Consider the following 22,443-nt stretch of genomic DNA (forward strand, 5'->3'; position numbering starts at 1 on the left):
CATGCCCAGCAGCTGCGTAGTCCAACTCCCGTTCCCTTCCAGCCATGACCCGGACCCCAGCCTGTCGAGCTATTACGAGGGCTACGACCGGCGGTTCCGGACCTTGCTTCCCGACTACTTCATCCCGTCCGACGGCCTGTGGGAGATGCCTCTGTGGGTCGCCCATCTGACCGCCCTGCTGGACGAGGCGGGCGTCGACTCCGTCTTCTGCGACCTGTCCAGTACCCCGGCGGAACCGGACGCCTGTGCCGTGCCGCTGCTGGAGACGGCGGCTCCTGGCGATCTGGTCCTCATGTCGCCTCTCGCCCAGAACTTCCGTCTCGCGCTGGACGTGGCCGACCGCCTGCAGCGCGCGGGGCGCCGAGTCGTCCTCGGCGGGAACATGGCCCCGCTCGCTCCGGAGGGCGCCGTCCACGCGATCCACCGCGGCCAGCTCGACGTCACCTTCGTGCGACGGCTGGTGGATCTCGCCCAGGGAAGGGGCGGCAGTTCGGAAAAGCCCCTCCTTCCCGGACTGGCGTCCGACCGGATCACCTGGGCACCGGACTACCGGCATCTGGGAAGCTACCGAGGCCGGGTTCCCCTGCTGCGCCTCAACGCCAGCCACGGATGCCTGTATCGGTGTTCCTTCTGCGGCGACGCCTGGAGCAGACAGCTCACCCTCGTGGACAAAACCGCCCTCCGGCGGGAAGTCGACGACCTCACCGCCCGGTTCCCGGACACCCGGCTCTTCTACATCGGCGACAAGACGTTCGGCCAGTCACGGGAAGCCGTGGCCAATCTGCTGGACGTCTTCCGCGACCGGCCCGGACACCGGTTCATCGTCCAGACACATGTCCTGCAGGTACGGGACTGGATCGTCGACGCCATGCTGGAACTCGGCGTCGTCGCCGTGGAACTCGGCTTCGAATCCGCCGACTCCCAGATGCTCAAGCGCCTCGACAAACTCTCTCGCGGCCTCGACGACTACACCGCGAAGATCCGCGAACTGAGCGACGCCGGCCTGAAGGTCGTGCTCAATGTGATGGGCGGCCTCGACGAGGAGACGGAAGCCTCGCACGGCCAGACCGTCGGGTGGATGCGGGAGAACAGCTCGGCTCTGTGGCTCTTCAACCTCTACAACTTCGTCCCCTATCCACTCACCCCGGATTTCCCCAGGCTGCGTGAGCGCATCGTCAACTGGAACTTCGCCGAGTGGCGGGAGGACCTGCCCGTCGTGTACCGGCCGCGGCACCTGTCCCGCGAAGCGAGCTGGAAGCTGTTCCAGGAGAAGATCGCCACGGCGCACGACATCATCCGCACTCCGACGGCCTCTTCCCCGTCCGGTACGCAGGACAGGTGACATGACCGAACTTCCCGACTTCGAAGCACTGCGCACCAGCGTCACACCCGAGGACTTCGAGAAGGACCCACTGCCGGGATGGGCCGGCGTCGCGACGCTCTTCGGTGCCCCCGCCGTGGACGCCGGTCGCGTGGACGGGGCCCAGGACGGCTGGGTGGTGTCCGGCGTTCCCTTCGACTCCACCGCCAGCTCGCGGCCGGGAGCCGCGGAAGGACCCCGGGCCGTCCGCCAGGCGAGCCTGGTCTTCTCCAGCTATCTGACCAGCCTGGGCCAGTGGCACATGCTCGACACCCGCACCGGCCGGACGTTCCGCTACCGCGCCCCCCGAATCACCGACGCCGGCGACCTGCACGTCTACCCGACGGACACCGTACGGACCTTCCAGGCCGTCGCGACGGAGAGCCGCCGGCTGAGCCGGTCGGCGCAGCGTCTGGTCTTCCTCAACGGCGACCACTCGTGCACCTTCCCCACCTTCGCCGGTTTCCGTGCCGGAAGGCTCGACCGCGGCGCGGGCCGCGTGGGATTCATCACCATCGACCACCACTTCGACTTCGGCAACTGGAGCACGCTGCACGGGCCGCTCTACCACGGCTCCAACTCCCGCAGGATCAGCGAGATCCCGCAGATGCGTCCGGAGGACATGGCCTTCGTCGGCGTCGGCGACGTCACCAAGTACGACCAGTACCGCAGTCTGGTGGACCGCGGCTTCCACATCGTGCCGGGCTCCCGGATCGTCCGAGACGGCGCCGCCGCCGCGCTCCGTCCCCTCGTCGAGGACCTCGGCTCGCGCTGCGACACGGTCTACGTCTCCCTCGACATCGACGTGCTCGACAACGCCTCGGCGACCGGCACCGGCCACGTGACCATGGGCGGAATCAGCACCGGTGACCTGCTGGACGTCTACGAGGAACTCCGCGCGCTGCCCGTCGGCGCCCTCGACGTGGCGGAGATCGCCCCCCGCTACGACCCGTCCGGCAGTACCGCACAGATCGCGGCACGCCTGCTCTTCGAGTTCCTCTTCCGTACCGAATGCCGTCCGTCCGGACTCCCACCGTGGTCCGACAGCACCTGCGACGAACTTCTGGAGCACCAGTGACTTTCACCCCCACCGAGGCACAGTTCGACTGCACCGGTCTCGTCACCGGCTCGCGGGACGGGCGCGAGCGGGCGCTGGACGACCTGGCTGCCGCGGCCGTCGACGTCATCCATCGCACCGGCTTCGCGGTGTTCCGGATCGGACGCCTGCGGCTGGGCGTCGAGGAGAGCCGCCGGCTGTCGACAGCCCTGGTCGAACGGATCCGCACAGCGCTGATCGCTCGTGGCACTCCCGCCGGGATGCGACTGGAGATCGACCGGCCGCAGCAGACCTACGTACCCGAAGGCTTCACCACCCGGACCCTGCTGCCCCACCACGACGGGCAGCACTGCTCGTACCTGACGCCCAGCCTCGTGGACGCGCCGGACTGGGATCCCGCCTGGCGGGAGTTCGGCAGCTCCGGCTACACCACCACTCCCGCACACAAGATGTACCAGGGCATCTTCCTCCGCGACGTGGGAGAAGGACTGAGCGTCACCACGTACTACGACTGGCTCGGGATCATCGACGACGTGCTCGACCGGCGCGGCCTCCACACGCAGGACGACCGGCCGGCCACGGCGGCACGCTGGATCGGTGACAACCTGCGCCGGGCGGTGGAGCGCCGGCCGGAGCACGGCTGCGCCTACCCGTCGTTCGGGGCCATGCTCGGGCTGGAGGAGCCGTGGTGGCACGGCCTGTCCTTCCACCACGGCGAGGCCACGCTGACGAAGGAGGAGCGGGTCCGCTACCCCGCCGCTGTACCGCTGGCCCAGCGCTGTGCCTGCGGCGCGTGCGAGGGTGAAGCGGCACGTCTGTTCTGCCACCAGGTGCTCATGGCCACCGGGTGGACCTGGTCGCAGTTCCGGCGCCGCTGGGAGGTACTCGCGCCGGTGGAGCAGTGCGACCTGTTGTTCGGCCACAACCTCACGATGCTCCATGGCGGTCTGGCCGGCGGCCCGGGGCGCGTCATCGAACCGCTCTGCCTGGTCATGGACGACCCGGCCGGTCCCGACTACGAACGCTGGCTGGCCGCGTCCTGGCGGCGCCGCCTGCCCGGAGCGCCGTGATGCGAGGCACGGCTGCCCGGCCAGGACCGAAGCCCTGCCGCCCGGCCCGTTCCCTCGGCGCCCACGGCCGGCGTGTGCGCGCGCGGACCGGTGGTGTCCACGACGGCCGACCGGTGCGGTGGCGCGCCCGACCCGACCGCGCTCGGGCCGTGGAAGCGCGGCTCGTCCGGGACGACGTCGTACGGCGCCTCGGCGGCCACCACCGAACGGCCTGCCCGGGCGGCCGTCCCGCTCCGCTCGGACAGGCGGCGCACGGCGCCCGCGGGGGCGCCGGTCGCACCACACAGGCGGACGAACGGCTCGTTGCCGACCCGTGCCGTCCCGGCCCGCCGCTCGACACGGAGCATCCTGAGGAGCCCGACGTGACCGGTGTCCGCCAGGAGCGAGGACACGGGCGGTGTCGCCGTTCCCGCCCGTCCCGGCCGGTTCGTGACGGTCCTGGACGTCGCCGAGCGCGTCGCGCCGCCGGAGTGCCCGAACCACACCGGACCGGCCGGGCTCACGCCGTGGACGAGCCCCGCACCCCGGCGGACAGCGACCACCTCGCGATGTCGATGTGTGCCGGCGGCCCGGACTGCTCACCGCGCTCCCCGTCGGCCCTCCGGCCGTCGTCGACGAGATCTACGACCGCCGTCCCGTCCGCACGAGCACCGAGGCAACCCTGTGATCCGTGACAACGACTCCCGAACCGCGGCGCACCGTGACGCGCACGGCGCGTGGAGACTCGTACCGGTCGTCGTGCTCCGGCAGGCGGGTTTCCCGATGGAGGCGCTCGACTCCCTCGTCGACGCCGCCTGCGCCGACGAGGCCCACGCTCTGCTGGCCGGGAGGAACAAGCTGGCCGCCCTGGCGCGGGACCTCAAGGCGGTGCTGCGGCAGCACCGGGTTCCCGGTTGCCCGCAGCTGCCGTCGCGAGTGGGGCAGCTGCGGCCGCTGCCCGGCCGTGAACTCCGGCGCGCGGCCCGGGCGCTGCCCGCCGAACCGGCACGCGCCCTGCACGCCTACCAGGCGTGTGCCGAACAGTTCACCCGGCAGCAGGAGAACTTCGCCTCCCGGTACCACGCCGGACTGAACCGCGCGCGAACCGCGGTGGCCGAGGCGTTCCGCGCCGACGAACGCCTGCGACAGGTGCTGCTGCTGTCGAACGACGCCGCGTATCCGGACTTCGCCGCATGGCTCGACACCTTCCAGGGGGACATGGGCCGGCACACCCGGAAGATGACCGACCTGCTCACGATGTACCTCCAGCGGGTGACGACGAAGAACGAGACCCACGCGCACTTCGGACCCTTCACCGTGGGGCGGGTCGGGGACACGCCGGGCATCTCCTGGAGCTCGGAGCGGGAGATCGAGCATCGGACGCTGTTCAGCCACTGGGCTGCGGAGAGGCTCGCCCGGACGGCGGCTGAGATCCCTGGCCTGTCCGACTTCGTGCGTCCCCGCAGGCGCCCGCTGTCCTTCCTGCGCGACGGCCGGATCGACCTCTACGCGTTCACCACCCGGGACGGGCTGGACACCGACTGGAACTTCCGGCACCTCGGAGGCAGGGAGGTGGCGGCGCACGAGGCATGGCTGTGGCAGCATTGCGACGGCGAACGCACGGTGCGCGAGCTGCGCGCGCAGTGGGACACCGCGTTCGGCTCCCGCGTTCCCGCCTCCTTCGACCGGACACTGAAAGAGCTGGTGGCGCGCGAATGGGTGATCGCCGAGTTCGAGATCCCCGTGGGCGACCATGAGCCGCTGGCCGCCCTGCGCCGGGACCTGCGTGCTGCTCCCCCCGGACCGGCGGCACCGATCCTGTCGGCCATCGAGCGCTTCGAGGAGGACCTGGCCCGCTTCGCCGAGTTGCCCCTCGCGGAGCGTCCGGCCGCGCTCGCCGCGGTCAAAGCCAGGTTCGAGAAGCTGACGGGAACCGCCGCGAACCGCAACGGCGGCCTGCACTACGCCGACCGGAGCATCCTGTTCGAGGAGGCCCACGGCGAGCCGGCGGACCTGACCATCGGCCCCGACATCGTCCGCTTCCTCACGGACGAGCTGTCCGTCGTGTACGAGGTGGTGCTCGCGCGCCCGCGGCTGCGCATGCGACGTGAGCTCGCCGTCCTCACCCGATGGGTGGCCGAGCGCTTCGGTGCCGGAGTCGAGGTCCCTCTGGACCGCCTCTACTCGGAGTTCTTCCGGGACCTGCACACCCTCGAGAAGGAGTGCGCCGCCGTCGAGGCGGAACTGGCGACGCTCGACCGCGTGGTCACCGACGCCCTGCTGGGCGCGCAGGGAGCGGACCGGCCGGAGGTCGTCGTGGAACGGAGCCGGATGGAGGCCGTCCTCGCGACCCTTCCCCGCACGCCTGCGGCCGTCGTCGACCCCGACGTGCTGTTCGCCGCCACGAGCCGTCGGGACCTGTGCGAGGGCCGGTTCACCGCGGTCATCGGAGACTGCCACGCCGTCCGGGAGGTCATCACCCACACCAGCTTCGCCCCCCTGGTCCAGGAACGCGCTCCGGAGCTGCTGCACGAGGTCCACGAGGGCTACCTGTCCCTGCTCGACGACGACGAGGTGCTCGTCGATCTGTCACGGGGGCATCCGGACAAGTCGTCGACGCAGCTCGTCTACCCCTGCCTCGATCTGGAGGTCTACGGCCGTTCCGGACAGTCCCGGGACCGGGTGCTGCAGCCCTCCCAGCTCTACGTCGTGCTGCGTGACGGACGGCTGGAGCTGCGCGCCCACGGTGTCACGGGAAGGCTGCGCCTCATGGCGCCCCCGGCCGGCGGGCCGAGCATCTGCCAGGACCCGCTCTCCCCGTTCGCCTTCCCGCGTCACTTCGGCGGGGCGGGGCTGGACGCCCCCGCCCTGGAGCACATCCCGCGTATCCGGTGCGACCGTGTCGTGCTGCAGCGCGAGACCTGGCGTGTCCCCGCCGCCCGGCTGCGTGGCGCGGCCGCCTTCGACGGCCCGGCGGTCCGGGCGGACGGAGAAGAAGCCGCGGAGTTCGTCGCGGCCTGCCGCCTGCGGCGCGAGCTCGGCCTTCCCCGGCACGTCTTCGTCAAGATTCCTGGTGAGCCGAAGCCGGTCTACGCGGACTGGCAGGCTCCGCTGCTGGTACGGCAGGTGTGCCGGCTCGCCGCCCGGCAGGACGGCACGCTGGAGATCTCCGAGATGCTGCCCACGCCCGGCCAGCGCTGGTTGCGTGTGCGCGGCCGTCGCTACACCAGCGAGCTTCGGTGCGCCGTGTTCTCCCCAGGAGACCCGAGGTGAGCGCGCACACCGCCGTCCGCTTCGGTCCCGGCTATCACCGCGTGATCGGTGCCGCCGGCGCCTCGGCGGTCGGAGACGGCATGCGGTTCGCCGCCCTCCCGCTGCTGTCCGCCACGCTGCTGCACGACGCGTTCCAGGTGGCCGCGGTCACCGCCGCCACGACGGTGCCCTGGCTGCTGTTCGGCCTGCCGGCGGGAGCCTGTGCCGACCGGTTCGAACGCAGCCGCCTGATGGTCGTCGCCGACCTGCTGCGCGCCCTGGCGCTGATCGCCGCCGTGGTGCTGCTCGCCTGTGACCGGCTGACGTTCTGGCCCCTGCTGGCCTCGGCCTTCGTGCTGGGCGTCGGGGAGGTGCTGTTCGACTGCGCATCCTTCGCGCTGCTGCCCGGCCTGGTTCCCTCGGAGCGGCTGGAGGCGGCGAACGGCCGGCTCTTCGCGGTCCAGACCGTGGGCCGTGACGTGCTGGGGCATGTGCTCGGCGGTGTGCTTTTCGTGACCGGCAGGGCGATTCCCCTGCTGCTGGACGCACTGTCCTTCCTGCTGTCGGCGGCGCTGCTGGCCGGCGTGCGTGGCCCGCGGCCCGAGCGGTCCACGGCCGGGCCGCGGCTGTGGCGCGACATCCGTGAGGGCCTCGCCCATGTGCTGAGTGACCCTCTGCTGCGCTCCCTGACCGTCTCCGCGGGCGTCCTCAACGCCGTGTCCCTCGGGCAGATCGCGGTCTTCGTCGTTCTGGCGCGCGACGTGCTCGGGCTTCCGGACGCCGCGTACGGGGTGCTGCTGGCCGTCGGAGCCGCCGGAGGTGTGGCCGGCAGCATGGCCGCGAGCCGGGTGACCGGGGCCCTGGGGCGGGTCCCCGCGCTGATCGGCAACCTGGCCCTGACGGGTGTGGGAGGTCTGCTGGTCGCGGCGACCGACAGCGTGTACGTGGTCGCCGTCGGGCACTGCGCCGCAGGGTTCGGTCTCATGGTCTGCAACGTGGTCATGGTCTCCCTGCGGCAGGAACTCGTCCCGGACCGTCTCCTCGGCCGGGCGACGGGCGTGTACCGTCTGCTCGCCTGGGGAACGATGCCCCTCGGCGCGCTGCTCTTCGGCCGGCTGAGCACGTCGGCGGGACCGCGTGTGGCCTTCGCGGTCGGCGGAGCGGTCACACTGGTGATGTGTCTGCCCGTCGCGTTCACCCTGCTGCGGGACGGCAGGGTCACCGACGACCGCGAGATCCACGAAGGTGCACCTGATGAGTGAGCGACCCGCCGAGTTGGGCGGCCTGGCCGATCGGTGGGGCTTGCACGGACTGCACCTGGTCGGCCGGGGTCTGGAATTCTCCGTCTACCGGGCGCGGGGGCGCGACGGGCGGCCCGTCGCGGTGCGTCTGGCGCACCGGCGGTTCGACTCGAACGCCAACGACCCCCAGGTCGACACCCGGGCGCTGCTCGTCCAGGAGTACCGGATCGCGAGGCACCTGGCCGCCCAGGGGCTGCCCGTCGCGGAGTCGATGGATCTCGTCCTGGCGGACGAGCCGACGTCCCCTGACGCTCTCCTGTCCGCGTACGTCCCGGACGACGCCTCACGACTCGACTGTTTCGCGCTCGGACAGCTCCTGGCACGGCTGCACCGGGTGCCGAAGCCGCGTCTGCGGCCCGTCGCGGCGCAGGGAGCGCCCACGGCAAGCGTGATCACCGCCCGCATCCGCCGCCGCTGGACGGAGATCGGCCGTCTCGTCGACGACTGGCCCGCCCCGCCGGACGCCTCCCTGATCGGCGGGCAGCTCACGTCCCTCACCGAGGACAGCCTCTGCCACCTCGACGTCCGCAGCGCCAACATCCGGCGCCGACGCGGACGGACGATCGCCCTGCTCGACTGGTCCAACGCACTGTTCGGAACTCCGGAGCTGGAGTTCGGGCGCCTGGCCGAGTACGCCCGGTATCCGGAGAACGAACTCGACCTGGCGGCGATCCGCAAGGGATACGCGCGGACGGCCACGGTTCCGCCCGACAACGATCCGTGTGTCATGGTGTGCCGCCTGGACGCCGCGCTGATGCTGGCCCTCGTCTTCCTCTCCGAGGCACCCGACCCGAGCCGTGGCCGGGCGGCAGCCGACCGGGCGCGGGAACTCGCGGTGAGGACGGGCGTGCTGCACGCGTGAGCCGTCCCGACGCCGCGCACCGGCAGCAGCGCGTCCGCTCGTCGGGGCCACGGCACCTCCCACCGGTCTCCGCAGGAGACCACCCACGGTGTGCCCCGGCCCTGCGGTGCCGGTCCGGGGCAGCGGGCCGGGCGTGGGATGATCAAGTCATGCGTGAACGAGTGGTGGCCGCGTGCGACGGGGCGTCGAAGGGGAATCCCGGCCCGGCGGGCTGGGCGTGGGTGATCTCCGACGAGAGCGGGGAGCCGTCCCGCTGGGAGGCGGGCCCCCTCGGCACCGCCACCAACAACGTCGCCGAACTCACCGCCCTGGAGCGGCTGCTCGCGGCCACCGACCCGGACGTTCCGCTGGAGATCCGCATGGACTCCCAGTACGCGATGAAGGCGGTCACCACCTGGCTGACCGGCTGGAAGCGCAACGGCTGGAAGACCGCCGCCGGCAAACCCGTCGCCAACCGGGACCTGGTCGTCCGCATCGACGAGCTGCTCGCGGGTCGCTCGGTCGACCTGCGCTACGTACCCGCCCACCAGGTGGACGGCGACCGGCTCAACGACTTCGCCGACCGTGCCGCCAGCCAGGCCGCGAGCGCCCAGCAGGCCGCGGGCAGTGCCCTGGGGTCCCCCGAGCCGCCGCCCGCCCCCGCCGCGGCCGGCTCCGCACCGCGCCGCCGCGCGAACGGCGGGAGGACCACGCGCCGCAGCGGCGGCTCCTCGCGCACGATCAAGGCGAAGTTCCCCGGCCGGTGCGTGTGCGGCCGCTCCTACGCCGCCGGCGAGCCCATCGCCCGCAACGACAAGGGCTGGGGGCACCCCGAGTGCCGCACCGGCGTCGTCGGCTGACGACCGTCCCCGCGCCGGGTGTGACGGGGACGGCGGGCGCCCGTTGTGTGCCCGGCTGCGGCGGGTGCCACACTGATCCTCATGGACGAACGTGAATTCGGCAGGTCACAGCAGCGCGGCTCGGTCGTCGGACTCGGCACCTGGCAACTGGGCGCGGACTGGGGCGACGTGGACGACAAGCAGGCCCTCGCCGTGCTGGAGGCGGCCGCCGAGTCGGGGGTGACCTTCTTCGACACCGCCGACGTCTACGGCGACGGACGCAGCGAGCAGACCATCGCCGCCTTCCTGCGCTCCCGCCCGGACCTGCGGGTGCTGGTCGCCACCAAGATGGGTCGGCGGGTCGAGCAGATCCCCGAGAACTACGTCCTGGACAACTTCCGGGCCTGGAACGACCGCTCCCGGCGCAACCTCGGCGTCGACCGCATCGACCTGGTGCAGCTGCACTGCCCGCCGACACCCGTGTACTCCCGCGACGAGGTGTACGACGCCCTGGACACCCTGGTGGAGGAGGGGCGGATCGCCGCCTACGGCGTCAGCGTGGAGACCTGCGCCGAGGCGCTCACCGCCATCGCCCGCCCGAACGTGGCCAGCGTGCAGATCATCCTCAACCCGTTCCGGATGAAGCCGCTGCGCGAGGTGCTGCCCGCCGCCCGCGAGGCCGGCGTCGGCATCATCGCCCGGGTGCCTCTCGCCTCCGGTCTGCTGTCCGGCCGGTACACCAAGGACACCGTGTTCCCGGAGAACGACCACCGCACCTTCAACCGGCACGGGGAGGCCTTCGACCAGGGCGAGACCTTCGCGGGCGTGGACTTCGCGACCGGCGTGGAGGCCGCCGCCGAGTTCGCCGCCCTCGCCCCCGAGGGCTGCACCCCCGCCCAGCTGGCCCTGCGCTGGATCATCCAGCAGCCCGGTGTCACCACCGTCATCCCCGGCGCCCGTTCGCCCGAGCAGGCCCGTGCCAACGCGGCCGCCGGCACGATGCCGCCGCTGCCGGAGGAGACCCTGACCGCGATCCGCGACCTGTACGAGCGCCGGATCAAGGACCAGGTCGAACACCGCTGGTAGGACGTCGGCCGCTGCGCTGCCGCCGGGCGGGCGCACCCCGGGCCGGGGCACCGGCACCGGCCCGGGGGCACCGGCGGGCCGCGCGGGAGAGACGAGGTGACGACGATGACCGACCGGGCTCCCCGGCGTCAGGGGCGGGACGAGACCGATGAGGAACGCGCCGACCGCATGTGGGGGGAGCTGATCCAGGAGGTCCGCGTCGCGCAGACCGGGGTGCAGATCCTCTTCGGGTTCCTGCTCACCGTCGTCTTCCAGCCGAAGTACGACCGCCTCTCCGACGCCGACCAGGCCATCTACGTCGTCACGGTGTTCCTCGGCGCCGTCACGACCGGGGCGCTGGTCGGGCCGGTCTCGCTGCACCGCCTGGTCGCCGGGCGCCGGGTGAAACCGCAGGCGGTGCGGTTGGCGTCCCGGCTGACCCTGCTCGGCCTGGTCCTGCTGGTCGCCACCATGGCCTCCGCCCTGCTGCTGATCCTCCGGGTGGCCGTGGGCGGCGGGTTCGTGCCCTGGCTGACCGCGCTGGTGGTCGCCTGGTACTTGCTGTGCTGGTTCGTGCTGCCGCTGTGGACCCGGCGCCGCCACGCCGCCCGGTGACCCGGCCGGCGGGTGTGCGGACAGACCGTGTCCGGGGTCAGTCCAGGGCGTCGTGCAGCGCGGGCAGCAGTGTCTTCGCCGACCAGTCGAGGAACGGCTCCTGCGCCTCGCCGCCGATCTGCACCAGCGCCACCTCCGTGAACCCGGCGTCCACGAACGGCCGTACCGCCTCCACGAAGACCTCCGGGTCGTCCCCGCACGCGATCGCCCCGGCCACGTCCTCGGGCGTGACGAACTGGGTGGCCTGCGCGAAGGAGTCCGGATGCGGCAGCTCGGAGTTGACCTTCCAGCCGCAGCCGAACCAGCGGAACTGGTCGTGCGCACGGGCGACCGCCGCGTCACGGTCGGTGTCGTAGCACACCGGCACCTGCCCCACCCGCGGCTTGCCGTGACCGCCGTGCCGGTCGAAGGCCTCCACCAGACCGGCCTTCGGCTCGGTGGCGATCACCAGGTCGGCCAGCTGCCCGGCCAGCTCGCACGACTGCTCGCCGGAGACCGCGATGCCGAGGGGCGGCGGCTGGTCGGGCAGATCCCACAGCTTGGCCGACTCCACGTCGAAGTGCTCCCCGTGCCGGGTGACGTGCCCGCCGTGGAGCAGGGCGCGAATGATCTCCACGGCCTCCCGCAGGCGTGCGTGGCGGACGTCGGCCGAGGGCCAGCCGCCGCCGACCACGTGCTCGTTGAGGTTCTCGCCCGCGCCGAGGCCCAGCCGGAACCTGCCCTCGCTCAGCAGCTGCACCGTCGCCGCCTTCTGCGCCACCACCGCCGGGTGGTACCGGAACGTCGGGCAGGTCACGTACGTCATCAGCGGGATCCGTGAGGTCGCCTGCGCGGCCGCCCCGAGGACGCTCCAGGCGTACGGCGCGTGCCCCTGCGAGCGCAGCCACGGGAAGTAGTGGTCCGAGGTGACCGAGAAGTCGAAACCCACCTCCTCGGCCCGCACCACGTGCTGGACCAGCTCACGCGGCCCGGCCTGCTCGGTCATCATCGTGTATCCGATACGCACCATGGCCGCCGAGTCCCCGCCCCCCGGACACCGGAAACGGCGCCGCCCGACACCCGTGGCGACCCGGCCCCGGTGCGGCGGACGGCCGCGGACGCCAGCCGACCGGGCGCTCAGCGCAGCCCGAAGCGTTCGGCCCAGCCCATGACGTCGGCGGTCGTGGCGTTGCCTCCGCACACCACGAGACCCAGCCGGACCCGGCCGCCCGCCCGCTCGCACACCCGGCGGGCCGCCGGCAGCAGACAGCCCGCGGCGGGCTCGGCCCACACCTTCGCGTGCTCGGCGAGGTCCAGGCACCCCTGGACGGCGTCCCGGTCCGGGACCACCAGCACGTCCTCCACCAGCGCCGCCACATGGTCGTACGTCAGCTGCGAGACGGCCGGCGCGCTCAGCGTGGTGCTGATCGAGGAGACGGCCACCGGGACAGGGCCGCCCGCGGCCAGCGCCTCGGACATCGCCTGGGCACCCTCGGTCTCCACACCCCACACCCGCACCCCGGGCCGCAGTGCATGCAGGGCCGCGGCGACACCGGAGATCAGGCCGCCGCCCCCGATGCTGACCAGCACATCGGTGAGGTCACCGGCGTCCTGCGCCAGCTCCAGGCCGACGGTGCCCTGACCGGCGACCACCACCGGGTCGTCGAAGGGGTGGACCAGGGTGAGGCCCTCGTCCCGCAGGCGGGCCGCCGTCGCGAACGCCTCGTCCATGCTCTCGGTCAGCCGCACCGTCGCCCCGCTCTCCTGGGCCAGCTCCACGGACCGGGCGGGCGCCGAGCGGGGCATCACCACGGTGGCCTTCACCTCCAGCGCGGACGCCATCACCGCCAGCGCGATCCCGTGGTTGCCGCCGCTGACCGCGACCACACCCGCGGCCCGCTCCGCCTCGCTCAGGGACAGCAGCTTGGCCGCGGCACCGCGTGCCTTGAAGGAACCGGTGCGCTGCAGCAGCTCCAGCTTCGCGGTCACCGGGACGCCGAGCAGCGCGGACAGGCCGGGGCTGGGCACGGTCGGCGTCCGCACGACGTGTCCGGTGATCCGCCCGGCGGCGGCTTCGATCTCCGAGATGCCGATCACGGATGTTCACCTCTCCGGCGCGGGGCAGACGGTCCGCGCCACCCCGACCCTCACCCCGCTCCGCACCGCCGGTCAACCCGCACACCGGCCGACACCTCCCGGTCCCCCGCGCCGGGACCGCGCGGGCCCCGCCTCAGGTGTGCGGCGGGTCACACGCACACCCGGCAACCTTCTGTCGTCTCCTCAACTCTCTTACAGCTGCAAGCATGTGGCCGCTCATCGGTCGCCGGGCGGGGCGGATGGACGCCAACGCGGGGCAGGGCACGAGACCTTGCTCCGCCGCGCTTTACATGGTCATGACTGCTCAGTCAGCATCCCCCGGGGCAACGTGATCAGCCCCCATGGCGCAGCGACGCCATGCGCTCCGGGCGACCGGCCGAGCCGGCCGTCCCCAGGGAGAGAAGGACTCTCAAGCGTGCACAGAGCGCACATACGCAACGTGGCGGTGGCCGTCGTCCTGGCGTCGGCCACCGCCACGGGTCTGACCGGCACGGCCCTGGCCGCCCCCGCCGACCGGCCGTCCCGCACGGCCTCGTCCGCCGAGACCTCCGCCGCCGCGGTGGTGGACGCCGCCCGCGCGGCCGCCTTCGCGCACGCCTCGGCGACCGGTGTCGGCAAGGGCGACGCCCTGCAGGTCCAGGACGTGATGCTGGACCCCGAGGGCGCCCGCCACGTCCGCTTCCAGCGCAGCCATGACGGCATGCCCGTGCTCGGCGGCGACCTCGTCGTCCACCTCGACCGCCACCTCGTCTACACCGGCGTCACCCGGGCCGCCCACCACACCGTCGAACCGGCCACGACCACCGCCCGGCTGACACCCGCTCAGGCCGCGGCCACGGCCGCCTCGGCCGCCGGCGGGCAGGCCGGCACCGCCCGGCTCGTGGTGGACGCACGAGGCGGTGCCTCGGCCCTCGCCTACCAGGTGCACGTCACCGGCCGCGCCGACGAGACGGGCACCGGCTCCCGCACGGTCGTCGTCGACGCCGTGACCGGAGAGGTGCGCAGCACCACCCCCGACAGCGACGAGTTCCTGTCGCCGAAGCTGCTCGCGACGCTCCGCGCGAGCGGGCAGGCGCTGCGCCCGGACACCGCGTCCCTGACCGTCGGCGCCCGCCGCCCCGTCCCGTACACCTCCTCCGTGGCGACGTACCCGCGCACCGCGACCGGCAGCGGCACGTCCCTGTTCGTGGGCACCGTGCCGCTGACCACCACCCAGACCGGTGCCTCCAGCTATCTGCTGAAGGACCCCACCCGCTTCGGCACCGAGACCCGGGACGCGAAGAACCGGCTGACGGAGAACTTCTCCACCGGCACGCCGATCAGCAACAGCACCAACACCTGGGGCAACGGCACCGTCTCCGACCGCACCACCGCCGCCGTCGACGCCCAGTACGGCATCACCGCGACCCTCGACTTCTACCAGAAGACCTTCGGACGCAAGGGCATCGCGAACGACTCCCGCGGCGCCCAGGGCATGGTCCACTTCGGCAACCGCATCGCCAACGCCTTCTGGGACCCTGCCTGCACCTGCATGCTCTACGGCGACGGCGACGGCGTGACCTTCCCCGAGCCGCTGGTCGCGCTCGACGTCACCGGCCACGAGCTGACCCACGGCGTCGTGGACGCCACCGCCGGGCTGCAGCCCACCCGCGTGGACGCCGCCGGCAACCAGTACGGCGAACCCGGCGCGCTCAACGAGTCGCTGGCCGACATCTTCGGCTCCGCCGTGGAGTTCTTCGCGGACAACCCCGCGAACCCGCCGAACTACCTGATCGGCGAGAAGCTGGGCCTGTCCCAGACCTTCCTGCGCCGCCTGGACCACCCGTCCCTCGACAAGCTCGAGGGCACGATCGACTACTGGTCGCCGGCGGTGCACGACGCGGAGGTGCACGCGGGCTCCGGTGTCTCCTCGCACGCCTTCTACCTGCTCGCCGAGGGCAGCGGCCGCAAGACCGTCGACGGCGTCACCTACGACTCGCCGACCTACCGGAACCTGACGGTCGAGGGCATCGGACGGGACAAGGCCACGGCCGTCTTCTACCGGGCGCTGACCCGCTACATGGTCTCCTCGACCGACTTCCACGACGCGCGCCTGGCGACGCTGGCGGCGGCCCGGGACCTGTACGGCCAGGACAGCACCGAGTACCAGGCCGTGGACCGGGCCTGGGCCGCGGTCAACGTCACGGCCGCCAACACCCCGCAGAACCGTTCCTGACGTCCTGCCGTCCACACCGGACCCCGGATGCCCCGCCCCCGCCGGCGGGGCATCCTCGTCCGTACGGCCGGATGCCACGGCGTCACGACGCGCCGGGGCGCGTCACGCGGGGAACACTGGGCCACACACGGCCCACCGCGCCCCACGGAAGGCGGACGCCATGACAGCACCGGTCACGGCAGGAGTCGACGGATCGAACGAGAGCCGCGCAGCGCTGGCGTGGGCGGCCCGCGAGGCGGAACGCCGCCGGCTGCCGCTGCACGTGGTGCACGCCTGGCGGTTCGAGGTCCACGACGCCGTCGACCTCGGCGACCGCGACGACCAGGGACGGCGCGTCCACGACATGGTCGACGGCATGGTCCGCGAGGTCGCCGAGCGCCACCCGGGTCTGGAGGTGACCTGCGAGATCGCGGAGGGCCGTGCCGTGGACGTACTGACCGCCGCGGCGGCCGAGGCACAGCTGCTGGTCCTCGGCTCGCGCGGTCACGGAGTCCTCGTCGGCTTCCTCGTCGGCTCCGTCGGGCAGCAGGTCATCGTCCAGGCCGCACGGCCCGTCGTCCTGGTCCGCGCCGACGACCCGGCCGCCGAGGCGGCCGGACGGGACATCGTGGTCGGCCAGCAGGGCGGCCCGGACGACACCGCCCAGGCCCTGCGGTTCGCCTTCGAGGCCGCCGCCGCCCGCGGCGCCGGCCTCCGCGCGGTCCGCGCCTGGACGCTGCCGCCGGCCTTCGCCTACAGCCCCGGCTCGCTGCAGCTGCTCGACGAGGTCGGCGGGCTGGAGTCGTTCGAGAGGACGGCGCTCGAGCAGGCGCTGCGCCCCTGGCGGGAACGGTTCCCGGACGTGCCCGTCAGCGAGCACGTGGAGATGGGCAGCGCAGGGCAGGTGCTGCTGGCGGCGGCCGAGCACGCCCAGCTGATGGTCGTGGGGCGGCGGGCCTGCCGGACGGCGGTGGGCGCGCGCATCGGCTCGGTGGCGCACGGGGTGCTGCACCACGCACCCTGCCCGGTCGCCGTCGTCCCGCCCGGCTGAGCCGCCCGGTGCGCCGTCGCCTCCGCGTCGGTCGGCCGGACCGGCGGGCAAGACGGACGCCCCGGCGGGCGGGGCGCCGGACCGGTGGGCGGGGCGCCGGACCGGTGGGCGGGACGGACGGATGCGGTGCGGGCGTACGCCGGGAGCGAGGTGCGGCGGTCATCGCCTCCGCAGCGCGTACTCCCGCGCCTGCCGCGCCGCCTGCGCGGCCGGGCCACGGTGCACGGGACCATGACCGGGCAGCAGCACGTCGGCGTCCAGCTTCTCCAGGACGTCCAGCGAGGCCAGCGCGCGGTCACGCTCGTGGTGGAACATGCTCGGCAGCAGCTGCGGCCCGCGCAGCCGCGAGGTGGCGTGCCCGCTGACCAGCGCGTCACCGGTGATCAGCACACCCTTGTCCGGCAAGTGGAAGACGACGTGCCCCGAGGTGTGCCCGGGGGTGTGCACCGGCACCGGCCGGCCGGGCACGTCCAGCGGGCCCGGCCCGGGGAACGCCTGGGGCGCGGCGACCGGGAGGTGCGCGGTGCCGCCCACCCGCAGCGCGTGCACGGCCCACGGCAGCACCCCCGGCCGCCAGCCGTTGCGCAGCACCTGGCCCACCTTCACCTGGTGCAGGAACTCCCGCCGGGCGTGGGGCACCTCTGCCTCGTGCGTATACACCGGGACACCGTGCGCGATGCGCAGATGCTCGGCGGAGCCGAGGTGGTCGTTGTGCGCGTGGGTGATCAGCACGGCGGTCAGCGCCCGCGGGGAGACGCCCACCGCCTCCAGCGACGCCAGCAGCTGCTCCCGGTCGCCCGGATACCCGGTGTCGACGAGCGTGGCCGCGTCGCCGTCGGTCAGGATCACCCAGTTGGTGTGGGTGCCGTGGACCAGATAGGTGCCGTCGGTGACCTGCTGCACGTCCGTCTGCATCGACTCTCCCCGGCCTGCGAACGTCTGCCTGACCGGGACAGCACATCATGCCCGTCGCACGTGCTCGCCGCCGGCCCGGCGGTGCGTCGGGACGGACAGGTCCGGCCGCGGCCCAGATTCGGCCACGGCCCCCGGGGTCCGACCCGCGCCGCGCTCGGCCGCCTGGAGCTGACGCCTCGGGGCTGCCTTGGAGGAGAGAGGGCCCGGTCACGTGCGCGGGAAAAGGACGACGACGGCCCGTGTGCCGTCGAGGTCCTTCACCCGGAAACCCAGTCCGTTGAGGACGCCGGTGCCGCCCTCGCCGACCGAGGTGGCCAGCTGCGTGCCGGGGCCCGAGGCCTGCAGCAGCAGCGTGTCGGCCGAGGTGCGGGAGATCCGCAGGGTGTCCACGCCCAGCCGGTCGTCGAGCGGGATACGGGTCGGTGCGGTCACGACGATCTCGCAGCGGCCGTCGCGGCAGTCGTCCAGGCCGGCGCCGCCGGGCACGGCATCGGACCTGCCGTGGGAGGCCGCGGCCGTTGCGGGTGCGGCATCGGGCGGGCCGTCGCCGTCGCATCCGGCCACAACACTCGCCGCGCCCAGCGTCAGCGCCGCCACGACGCCGCCGAATCCGCCCCGTGCCATCGCGCTCGTCCTCTCCCTGCCGACCGGGCGGTCCTGTGCCGCACGATGCTCAGCCGTCCCGGCGGTCTGCCTTCCCGGCCCGCAGCGGCCGCACACGGCGGGAAGGGGCAAGCCAGGGCGCGTGCGCCGGTCGGGGGCGTGCGCGCGGACCATGGTCAGGATCGCGTGCGCCCCGGTGTGCCGGCCGCCGCGCGGCACACCGGGGCGCACGACCGCACCTGCTCGCGGGCTGGGCGTCACGGTCCCGGCCGGGCCCGGCACGCGGGGCTCACGGGGACGCCGGTGTGTCCGCTCGTGGCTGCGGATGGTCGGTCGCGTGCAGCATCGGCGCCGTGTGCCGCTCCGGGCGGTGGTTGCCGGCGGCGGGCACCGGATTGCGGTAGGCGTCGGCGTCGTCGGACACCGGGACGGGCCGGCGCGCGATCAGGTGGCCCACCCAGCGACGGCCGCAGTACTCGCAGGCGGGCGCGCCCTCGGGCGTGTACGGGGAGGGCACCGGTTCGTTGTCGCGGGAGAAGTGCTCCCACTCGTCACCGTTCTCGTCCACGCGGCGCTGGACGTCGTAGTCGACGCTCCAGCGGTGCCAGCACGAGCCGCAGGTGAACTCGACGCGTTCGACGGCCAGCTCGGTGATCACTGTCCAGCACCTCCTGTCCTGTCCCGGCCACGGGGCGCCTTTCCTTCCTCCATACCTGGGGGTGTGGAGATTGACAAGCGAGGACCGGGTTTCATTCCGGGCCGGTGAGCGAAACGGGAAAACGCGGCTGTACGACAACAAGGAAAACGCAGGTGACGGCCGGTGGGGCGGACCGCCGGCCGCGTGGCTCAGCGCACGCCGGCCGGGCGGAACTGGATGCTGATCCGGGGCTCGTCGACCCGCGCGCTCTTGGGCACGCAGTGCTCCCAGGTGCGCTGGCACGAGCCGCCCATGACGATCAGGTCGCCGTGTCCCAGTGGGCGCCGCAGCGTCGGGCCGCCGCCTCCCGCGGGCCGCAGCAGCAGGTCACGGACGGCGCCCACGGAGAGGATGGCGACCATCGTGTCCTGGCGCGCGCCCCGGCCGATGCGGTCGCCGTGCCAGGCGACGCTGTCCCTGCCGTCGCGGTAGTAGCACAGCCCGGCCGTGGTGAACGGCTCGCCCAGCTCGGCGGCGTAGTGCGCGGACAGCGCGTCGCGGGCCTCGGCGAGCACCGGGTGCGGCAGTGCGTCATCGGCGCCGTAGAAGGCGAGCAGCCGGGGGACCGCCACGACGTCGTCGTACATCCGTCGGCGCTCCGCGCGCCAGGGCACCTCGGCGGCCAGCTGCTCGAACAGGTCGTCGGCGCCCTCCAGCCACCCCGGCAGCAGGTCGATCCAGGCACCGCGGCCGAGGTCGGTGCGGAGCAGTCCGTCGAGCGGGCCGAGCCGCAGCTCGTCGCCCTGGTCGAACAGGGAGCCCTGCAGATGGTGCGCGTCCATGCGGCCAGCGTACCGCGCAATCGAAAAGATGTTTGATTCTGCGGGTGCGGGCCGGGCCGGCGCCCGGGAGCCTTCCGGTGCGGTGCTCCCCGGCCCTTCCGGTACACCGCCGTATCGGATACGTTCGCGTGTCGAACGGAGGTCGGCATGACGGTGGACGGCGCGGAGGGGCCCCGCGAGGGGCGGCGCCGCACCCGGCGCCGGGAGCAGACACGCGCCCGGCTCCTGGAAGCGGCCTTCCGGGTGTTCGCCGCCCGGGGCTTCGGCCGGGTGCCGATCGAGGAGATCTGCGCGGCCGCCGGTTACAGCAGGGGCGCCTTCTACTCCAACTTCGCCACCCTGGACGACCTGTTCTTCGCCCTGTACCGGGAACGCGCCGAGCTGATCGCCCGGCAGGTGGCCGGGGCGCTCGCCGGGGACGGCGCCCCCGGACCCGATGTGCGGACCGCCGTCGACCGGGTCACCGAGGTGCTGCTGCTCGACGTGGACTGGCTGCTGGTCAAGACCGACTTCCTGGTGTACGCGGCCCGCCGCCCCGAGGTGGCCCGGGCCCTCGGGGAGCACCGGGAGCAGCTGCGGCGGGCGATCGCGGACCGCCTCGCCCGCGCCGGCACCCCCCTGCCCGCCGTGCTCGGCGACGCCGGCACCGCCGCCCACGCCGTCGTCGCCGCCTACGACGGCGTCACCACCCGGCTGCTGCTGGACAAGGACGTCGACGGCGCCCGCGCCTGGCTGAGCCGGCTGCTCACCGCACTGCTCACGGACGGCGGCACAGGCGGCGCGGACCCCCACTGAGCAGCACGGGCATCCACCGAGGATCGCCGACACCCACCGAGGACCGAGGAAGGGAAGGGAACGGTCGCCATGGACGCGGACGTCATCGTCGTCGGAGCCGGTCTCGCGGGCCTGGTCGCCGCGCACGAGGTGACCAGCCGGGGCCGCCGGGTCGCCCTCGTCGACCAGGAGAACGCCGCCAACCTGGGCGGCCAGGCCTACTGGTCGTTCGGCGGGCTGTTCCTCGTCGACTCCCCGGAGCAGCGGCGCCTGGGCGTGACGGACTCCTTCGAACTGGCCTGGAACGACTGGCAGGGCAGCGCCCGGTTCGACCGGCTCGACGACGAGGACTCCTGGGCGGTGCGCTGGGCCCGCGCCTACGTCGAGTGGGCCGCGGGGGAGAAGCGGTCCTGGCTGCACCGGCACGGCATCACCCTGCTGCCCACGGTCGGCTGGGCCGAGCGCGGCGACCTCAGGGCGAACGGCCACGGCAACTCCGTACCCCGCTTCCACATCGCCTGGGGCACCGGCACGGGCGTCGTCGCACCGTTCGCCGAGTACGCCCGCCGGGCCGCCCGTGACGGCCTGCTCACCTTCCACCACCGGCACCGGGTGGACGAACTCGTCGTCGAAGGCGGTGCGGTGCGCGGTGTGCGCGGCACGGTACTCGCCCCGGACGACTCCCCCCGCGGGGTCGCCTCCAACCGCGACGAGACCGGCACCTTCGAGCTGACCGCGCAGGCCGTGATCGTCACCACCGGCGGCATCGGCGCCAACCACGACCTGGTGCGCCGCTACTGGCCCGCGCGACTGGGCACCCCGCCGGCCCGGATGGTCACCGGTGTCCCGGCGTACGTCGACGGCCGGATGCTGGACATCAGCGCCGCCGCCGGTGTCCGCCTGGTCAACCGCGACCGCATGTGGCACTACACCGAGGGCCTGCAGAACTGGAACCCGATCTGGCCCGGCCACGGCATCCGCATCCTGCCCGGCCCGTCCTCCGTCTGGCTCGACGCGCTCGGGCGCCGGCTGCCCGACCCGTGCCTGCCCGGCTACGACACGCTCAGCACCCTGCGGCACCTGCGCACCACCGAGGACATCGCCGCCCACGACCACTCGTGGTTCGTGCTCACCCGCAGGATCGTGGAGAAGGAGTTCGCCCTGTCGGGCTCCGAGCAGAACCCCGACATCACCGCCAAGGACCGCAAGGCCGTGCTGCGTGACCGGCTGCTCGGCAAGGGTGCTCCCGGCCCCGTGCGGGACTTCCTGCGGCACGGCGCCGACTTCGTCATCGCGGACACCCTGGAGCAGCTGGTCGAGAAGATGAACCGGCTGACCGACGAGCCTCTGCTCGACGCCGCCGAGGTACGGCGCCAGATCGAGGCCCGCGACCTGCAGATCGCCAACCCCTTCAGCAAGGACACCCAGGTCCAGGGCATCCACAACGCCCGCCGCTACATAGGCGACCGCCTCGGCCGGGTGGCCGCCCCGCACCGCATTCTCGACCCCGAGGCCGGCCCCCTCATCGGCGTGAAACTGCACATCCTCACCCGCAAGACCCTCGGCGGCATCCAGACCGACCTGGACTCCCGGGCCCTGGGCACCGACGGCAAGCCCGTGGAGGGCCTGTACGCGGCCGGCGAGGTCGCCGGGTTCGGCGGGGGTGGCGTCCACGGATACAACGCGCTGGAGGGAACCTTCCTCGGCGGCTGCCTGTTCTCGGGCCGCGCGGCCGGCCGGGCGGCCGCACGCCAGGCCGCCTGAGCAGGCGCGGGCGGGCGGCCCGCGCGGCAGGGGGCCACCGGGCCCTGCGCCCCAGCGAGGCCGGTGGTGCCCGCTGGCCGCGCCGGCCCCGCGCCGCCCGTCGGCGGCCGGTCACGGCACGGCTCGTCGTCGCCGCCGCCGCGCCGGCCCCGCGGTTCCCGCCCGTGCCCCAGGGGTACCCCGAGCGCCTGAGGCACGAGGGGGAGCA

General features: G+C 73.3%; 19 protein-coding genes. 13 read left to right on the top strand and 6 right to left on the bottom strand.

What is annotated here, in order from left to right; translation table 11 throughout:
• Position 1 precedes the first annotated feature (1 nt).
• From OG899_RS24775 to OG899_RS24815, 9 genes are all read left to right on the top strand, one after another.
• Positions 2-1,342 (top strand): radical SAM protein, encoded by a 1,341-nt coding sequence (locus OG899_RS24775; RefSeq protein WP_168131207.1) that lies wholly within the window; start codon positions 2-4, stop codon positions 1,340-1,342.
• Between the two features lies 1 nt (position 1,343).
• On the top strand, positions 1,344-2,438 hold the full coding sequence (locus OG899_RS24780; protein WP_125498609.1) for an arginase family protein: 1,095 nt from the start codon (positions 1,344-1,346) through the stop codon (positions 2,436-2,438).
• Positions 2,435-3,487, top strand: coding sequence for a hypothetical protein (locus OG899_RS24785; protein ID WP_168131208.1), 1,053 nt, complete (start codon positions 2,435-2,437; stop codon positions 3,485-3,487). The genes OG899_RS24780 and OG899_RS24785 overlap by 4 nt, the downstream gene beginning before the upstream one ends.
• Positions 3,488-4,225: 738 nt before the next feature.
• Positions 4,226-6,739, top strand: coding sequence for a lantibiotic dehydratase (locus OG899_RS24790; RefSeq protein ID WP_168131209.1), 2,514 nt, complete (start codon positions 4,226-4,228; stop codon positions 6,737-6,739).
• Entirely contained in the window at positions 6,736-7,980 is a 1,245-nt protein-coding gene (locus OG899_RS24795) for an MFS transporter (protein ID WP_168131210.1), read from the top strand. Before OG899_RS24790 ends, OG899_RS24795 begins: the two co-directional genes overlap by 4 nt.
• Entirely contained in the window at positions 7,973-8,881 is a 909-nt protein-coding gene (locus tag OG899_RS24800; protein WP_168131211.1) for a phosphotransferase family protein, read from the top strand. Before OG899_RS24795 ends, OG899_RS24800 begins: the two co-directional genes overlap by 8 nt.
• A gap of 149 nt (positions 8,882-9,030) precedes the next feature.
• On the top strand, positions 9,031-9,720 hold the full coding sequence (locus OG899_RS24805; protein WP_168131212.1) for a ribonuclease H: 690 nt from the start codon (positions 9,031-9,033) through the stop codon (positions 9,718-9,720).
• An 81-nt stretch (positions 9,721-9,801) separates the two neighbouring features.
• On the top strand, positions 9,802-10,785 hold the full coding sequence (locus OG899_RS24810) for an aldo/keto reductase (RefSeq protein ID WP_168131213.1): 984 nt from the start codon (positions 9,802-9,804) through the stop codon (positions 10,783-10,785).
• Positions 10,786-10,890: 105 nt separating this feature from the next.
• Positions 10,891-11,379: a DUF6328 family protein gene (locus OG899_RS24815; protein WP_125498616.1), complete on the top strand. Its 489-nt coding sequence runs from the start codon at positions 10,891-10,893 to the stop codon at positions 11,377-11,379.
• A gap of 37 nt (positions 11,380-11,416) precedes the next feature.
• Here the strand turns inward: OG899_RS24815 and OG899_RS24820 are convergent, their stop codons facing one another.
• Positions 11,417-12,388 carry an LLM class F420-dependent oxidoreductase gene (locus OG899_RS24820; RefSeq protein WP_168131214.1) on the bottom strand — a complete coding sequence of 324 codons (972 nt, stop codon included), beginning with the start codon at positions 12,386-12,388 and terminating at the stop codon, positions 11,417-11,419.
• Positions 12,389-12,495: 107 nt separating this feature from the next.
• Positions 12,496-13,455: a threonine/serine dehydratase gene (locus OG899_RS24825; protein ID WP_125498618.1), complete on the bottom strand. Its 960-nt coding sequence runs from the start codon at positions 13,453-13,455 to the stop codon at positions 12,496-12,498.
• Positions 13,456-13,870: 415 nt separating this feature from the next.
• On the opposite strand from OG899_RS24825, the gene OG899_RS24830 reads away from it, so the two are divergent.
• Together OG899_RS24830 and OG899_RS24835 are read left to right on the top strand one after the other, a co-directional pair.
• Positions 13,871-15,670: a M4 family metallopeptidase gene (locus OG899_RS24830; RefSeq protein ID WP_229814482.1), complete on the top strand. Its 1,800-nt coding sequence runs from the start codon at positions 13,871-13,873 to the stop codon at positions 15,668-15,670.
• Positions 15,671-15,830: 160 nt separating this feature from the next.
• A complete protein-coding gene (locus tag OG899_RS24835; RefSeq protein WP_168131216.1) occupies positions 15,831-16,700 on the top strand; it encodes a universal stress protein in 870 nt (289 codons plus the stop codon).
• Positions 16,701-16,859: 159 nt separating this feature from the next.
• Here OG899_RS24835 and OG899_RS24840 read toward each other — a convergent pair whose 3' ends face one another.
• The 4 genes from OG899_RS24840 to OG899_RS24855 form a co-directional block, all read right to left on the bottom strand.
• Entirely contained in the window at positions 16,860-17,615 is a 756-nt protein-coding gene (locus OG899_RS24840; RefSeq protein WP_125498621.1) for an MBL fold metallo-hydrolase, read from the bottom strand.
• A gap of 207 nt (positions 17,616-17,822) precedes the next feature.
• A complete protein-coding gene (locus tag OG899_RS24845) occupies positions 17,823-18,239 on the bottom strand; it encodes a hypothetical protein (RefSeq protein ID WP_168131217.1) in 417 nt (138 codons plus the stop codon).
• 268 nt (positions 18,240-18,507) lie between these two features.
• Positions 18,508-18,876: a hypothetical protein gene (locus OG899_RS24850; protein ID WP_125498623.1), complete on the bottom strand. Its 369-nt coding sequence runs from the start codon at positions 18,874-18,876 to the stop codon at positions 18,508-18,510.
• A gap of 188 nt (positions 18,877-19,064) precedes the next feature.
• Entirely contained in the window at positions 19,065-19,697 is a 633-nt protein-coding gene (locus OG899_RS24855; protein WP_125498624.1) for an alpha-ketoglutarate-dependent dioxygenase AlkB, read from the bottom strand.
• Between the two features lie 147 nt (positions 19,698-19,844).
• Here OG899_RS24855 and OG899_RS24860 point away from each other — a divergent pair, with 147 nt between their 5' ends.
• Positions 19,845-20,492, top strand: coding sequence for a TetR/AcrR family transcriptional regulator (locus OG899_RS24860; RefSeq protein ID WP_125498625.1), 648 nt, complete (start codon positions 19,845-19,847; stop codon positions 20,490-20,492).
• A gap of 69 nt (positions 20,493-20,561) precedes the next feature.
• Positions 20,562-22,235, top strand: a complete 1,674-nt coding sequence (locus tag OG899_RS24865) for an FAD-binding dehydrogenase (protein ID WP_125498626.1) — start codon at positions 20,562-20,564, stop codon at positions 22,233-22,235.
• The last annotated feature ends 208 nt before the right edge of the window (positions 22,236-22,443 follow it).

Source organism: Streptomyces thermoviolaceus (assembly GCF_045209695.1).
Lineage (GTDB): Bacteria > Actinomycetota > Actinomycetes > Streptomycetales > Streptomycetaceae > Streptomyces > Streptomyces thermoviolaceus.

What these genes read in the sequence shown, in the direction of transcription:
- OG899_RS24865 (WP_125498626.1), top strand. Translation starts at nt 20,562, where the DNA reads ATGGACGCGGACGTCATCGTCGTCGGAGCCGGTCTCGCGGGCCTGGTC.
- OG899_RS24820 (WP_168131214.1), bottom strand. Translation starts at nt 12,388, where the DNA reads ATGGTGCGTATCGGATACACGATGATGACCGAGCAGGCCGGGCCGCGT.
- OG899_RS24775 (WP_168131207.1), top strand. Translation starts at nt 2, where the DNA reads ATGCCCAGCAGCTGCGTAGTCCAACTCCCGTTCCCTTCCAGCCATGAC.
- OG899_RS24860 (WP_125498625.1), top strand. Translation starts at nt 19,845, where the DNA reads ATGACGGTGGACGGCGCGGAGGGGCCCCGCGAGGGGCGGCGCCGCACC.
- OG899_RS24810 (WP_168131213.1), top strand. Translation starts at nt 9,802, where the DNA reads ATGGACGAACGTGAATTCGGCAGGTCACAGCAGCGCGGCTCGGTCGTC.
- OG899_RS24840 (WP_125498621.1), bottom strand. Translation starts at nt 17,615, where the DNA reads ATGCAGACGGACGTGCAGCAGGTCACCGACGGCACCTATCTGGTCCAC.
- OG899_RS24815 (WP_125498616.1), top strand. Translation starts at nt 10,891, where the DNA reads ATGACCGACCGGGCTCCCCGGCGTCAGGGGCGGGACGAGACCGATGAG.
- OG899_RS24805 (WP_168131212.1), top strand. Translation starts at nt 9,031, where the DNA reads ATGCGTGAACGAGTGGTGGCCGCGTGCGACGGGGCGTCGAAGGGGAAT.
- OG899_RS24800 (WP_168131211.1), top strand. Translation starts at nt 7,973, where the DNA reads ATGAGTGAGCGACCCGCCGAGTTGGGCGGCCTGGCCGATCGGTGGGGC.
- OG899_RS24780 (WP_125498609.1), top strand. Translation starts at nt 1,344, where the DNA reads ATGACCGAACTTCCCGACTTCGAAGCACTGCGCACCAGCGTCACACCC.
- OG899_RS24835 (WP_168131216.1), top strand. Translation starts at nt 15,831, where the DNA reads ATGACAGCACCGGTCACGGCAGGAGTCGACGGATCGAACGAGAGCCGC.
- OG899_RS24845 (WP_168131217.1), bottom strand. Translation starts at nt 18,239, where the DNA reads ATGGCACGGGGCGGATTCGGCGGCGTCGTGGCGGCGCTGACGCTGGGC.
- OG899_RS24855 (WP_125498624.1), bottom strand. Translation starts at nt 19,697, where the DNA reads ATGGACGCGCACCATCTGCAGGGCTCCCTGTTCGACCAGGGCGACGAG.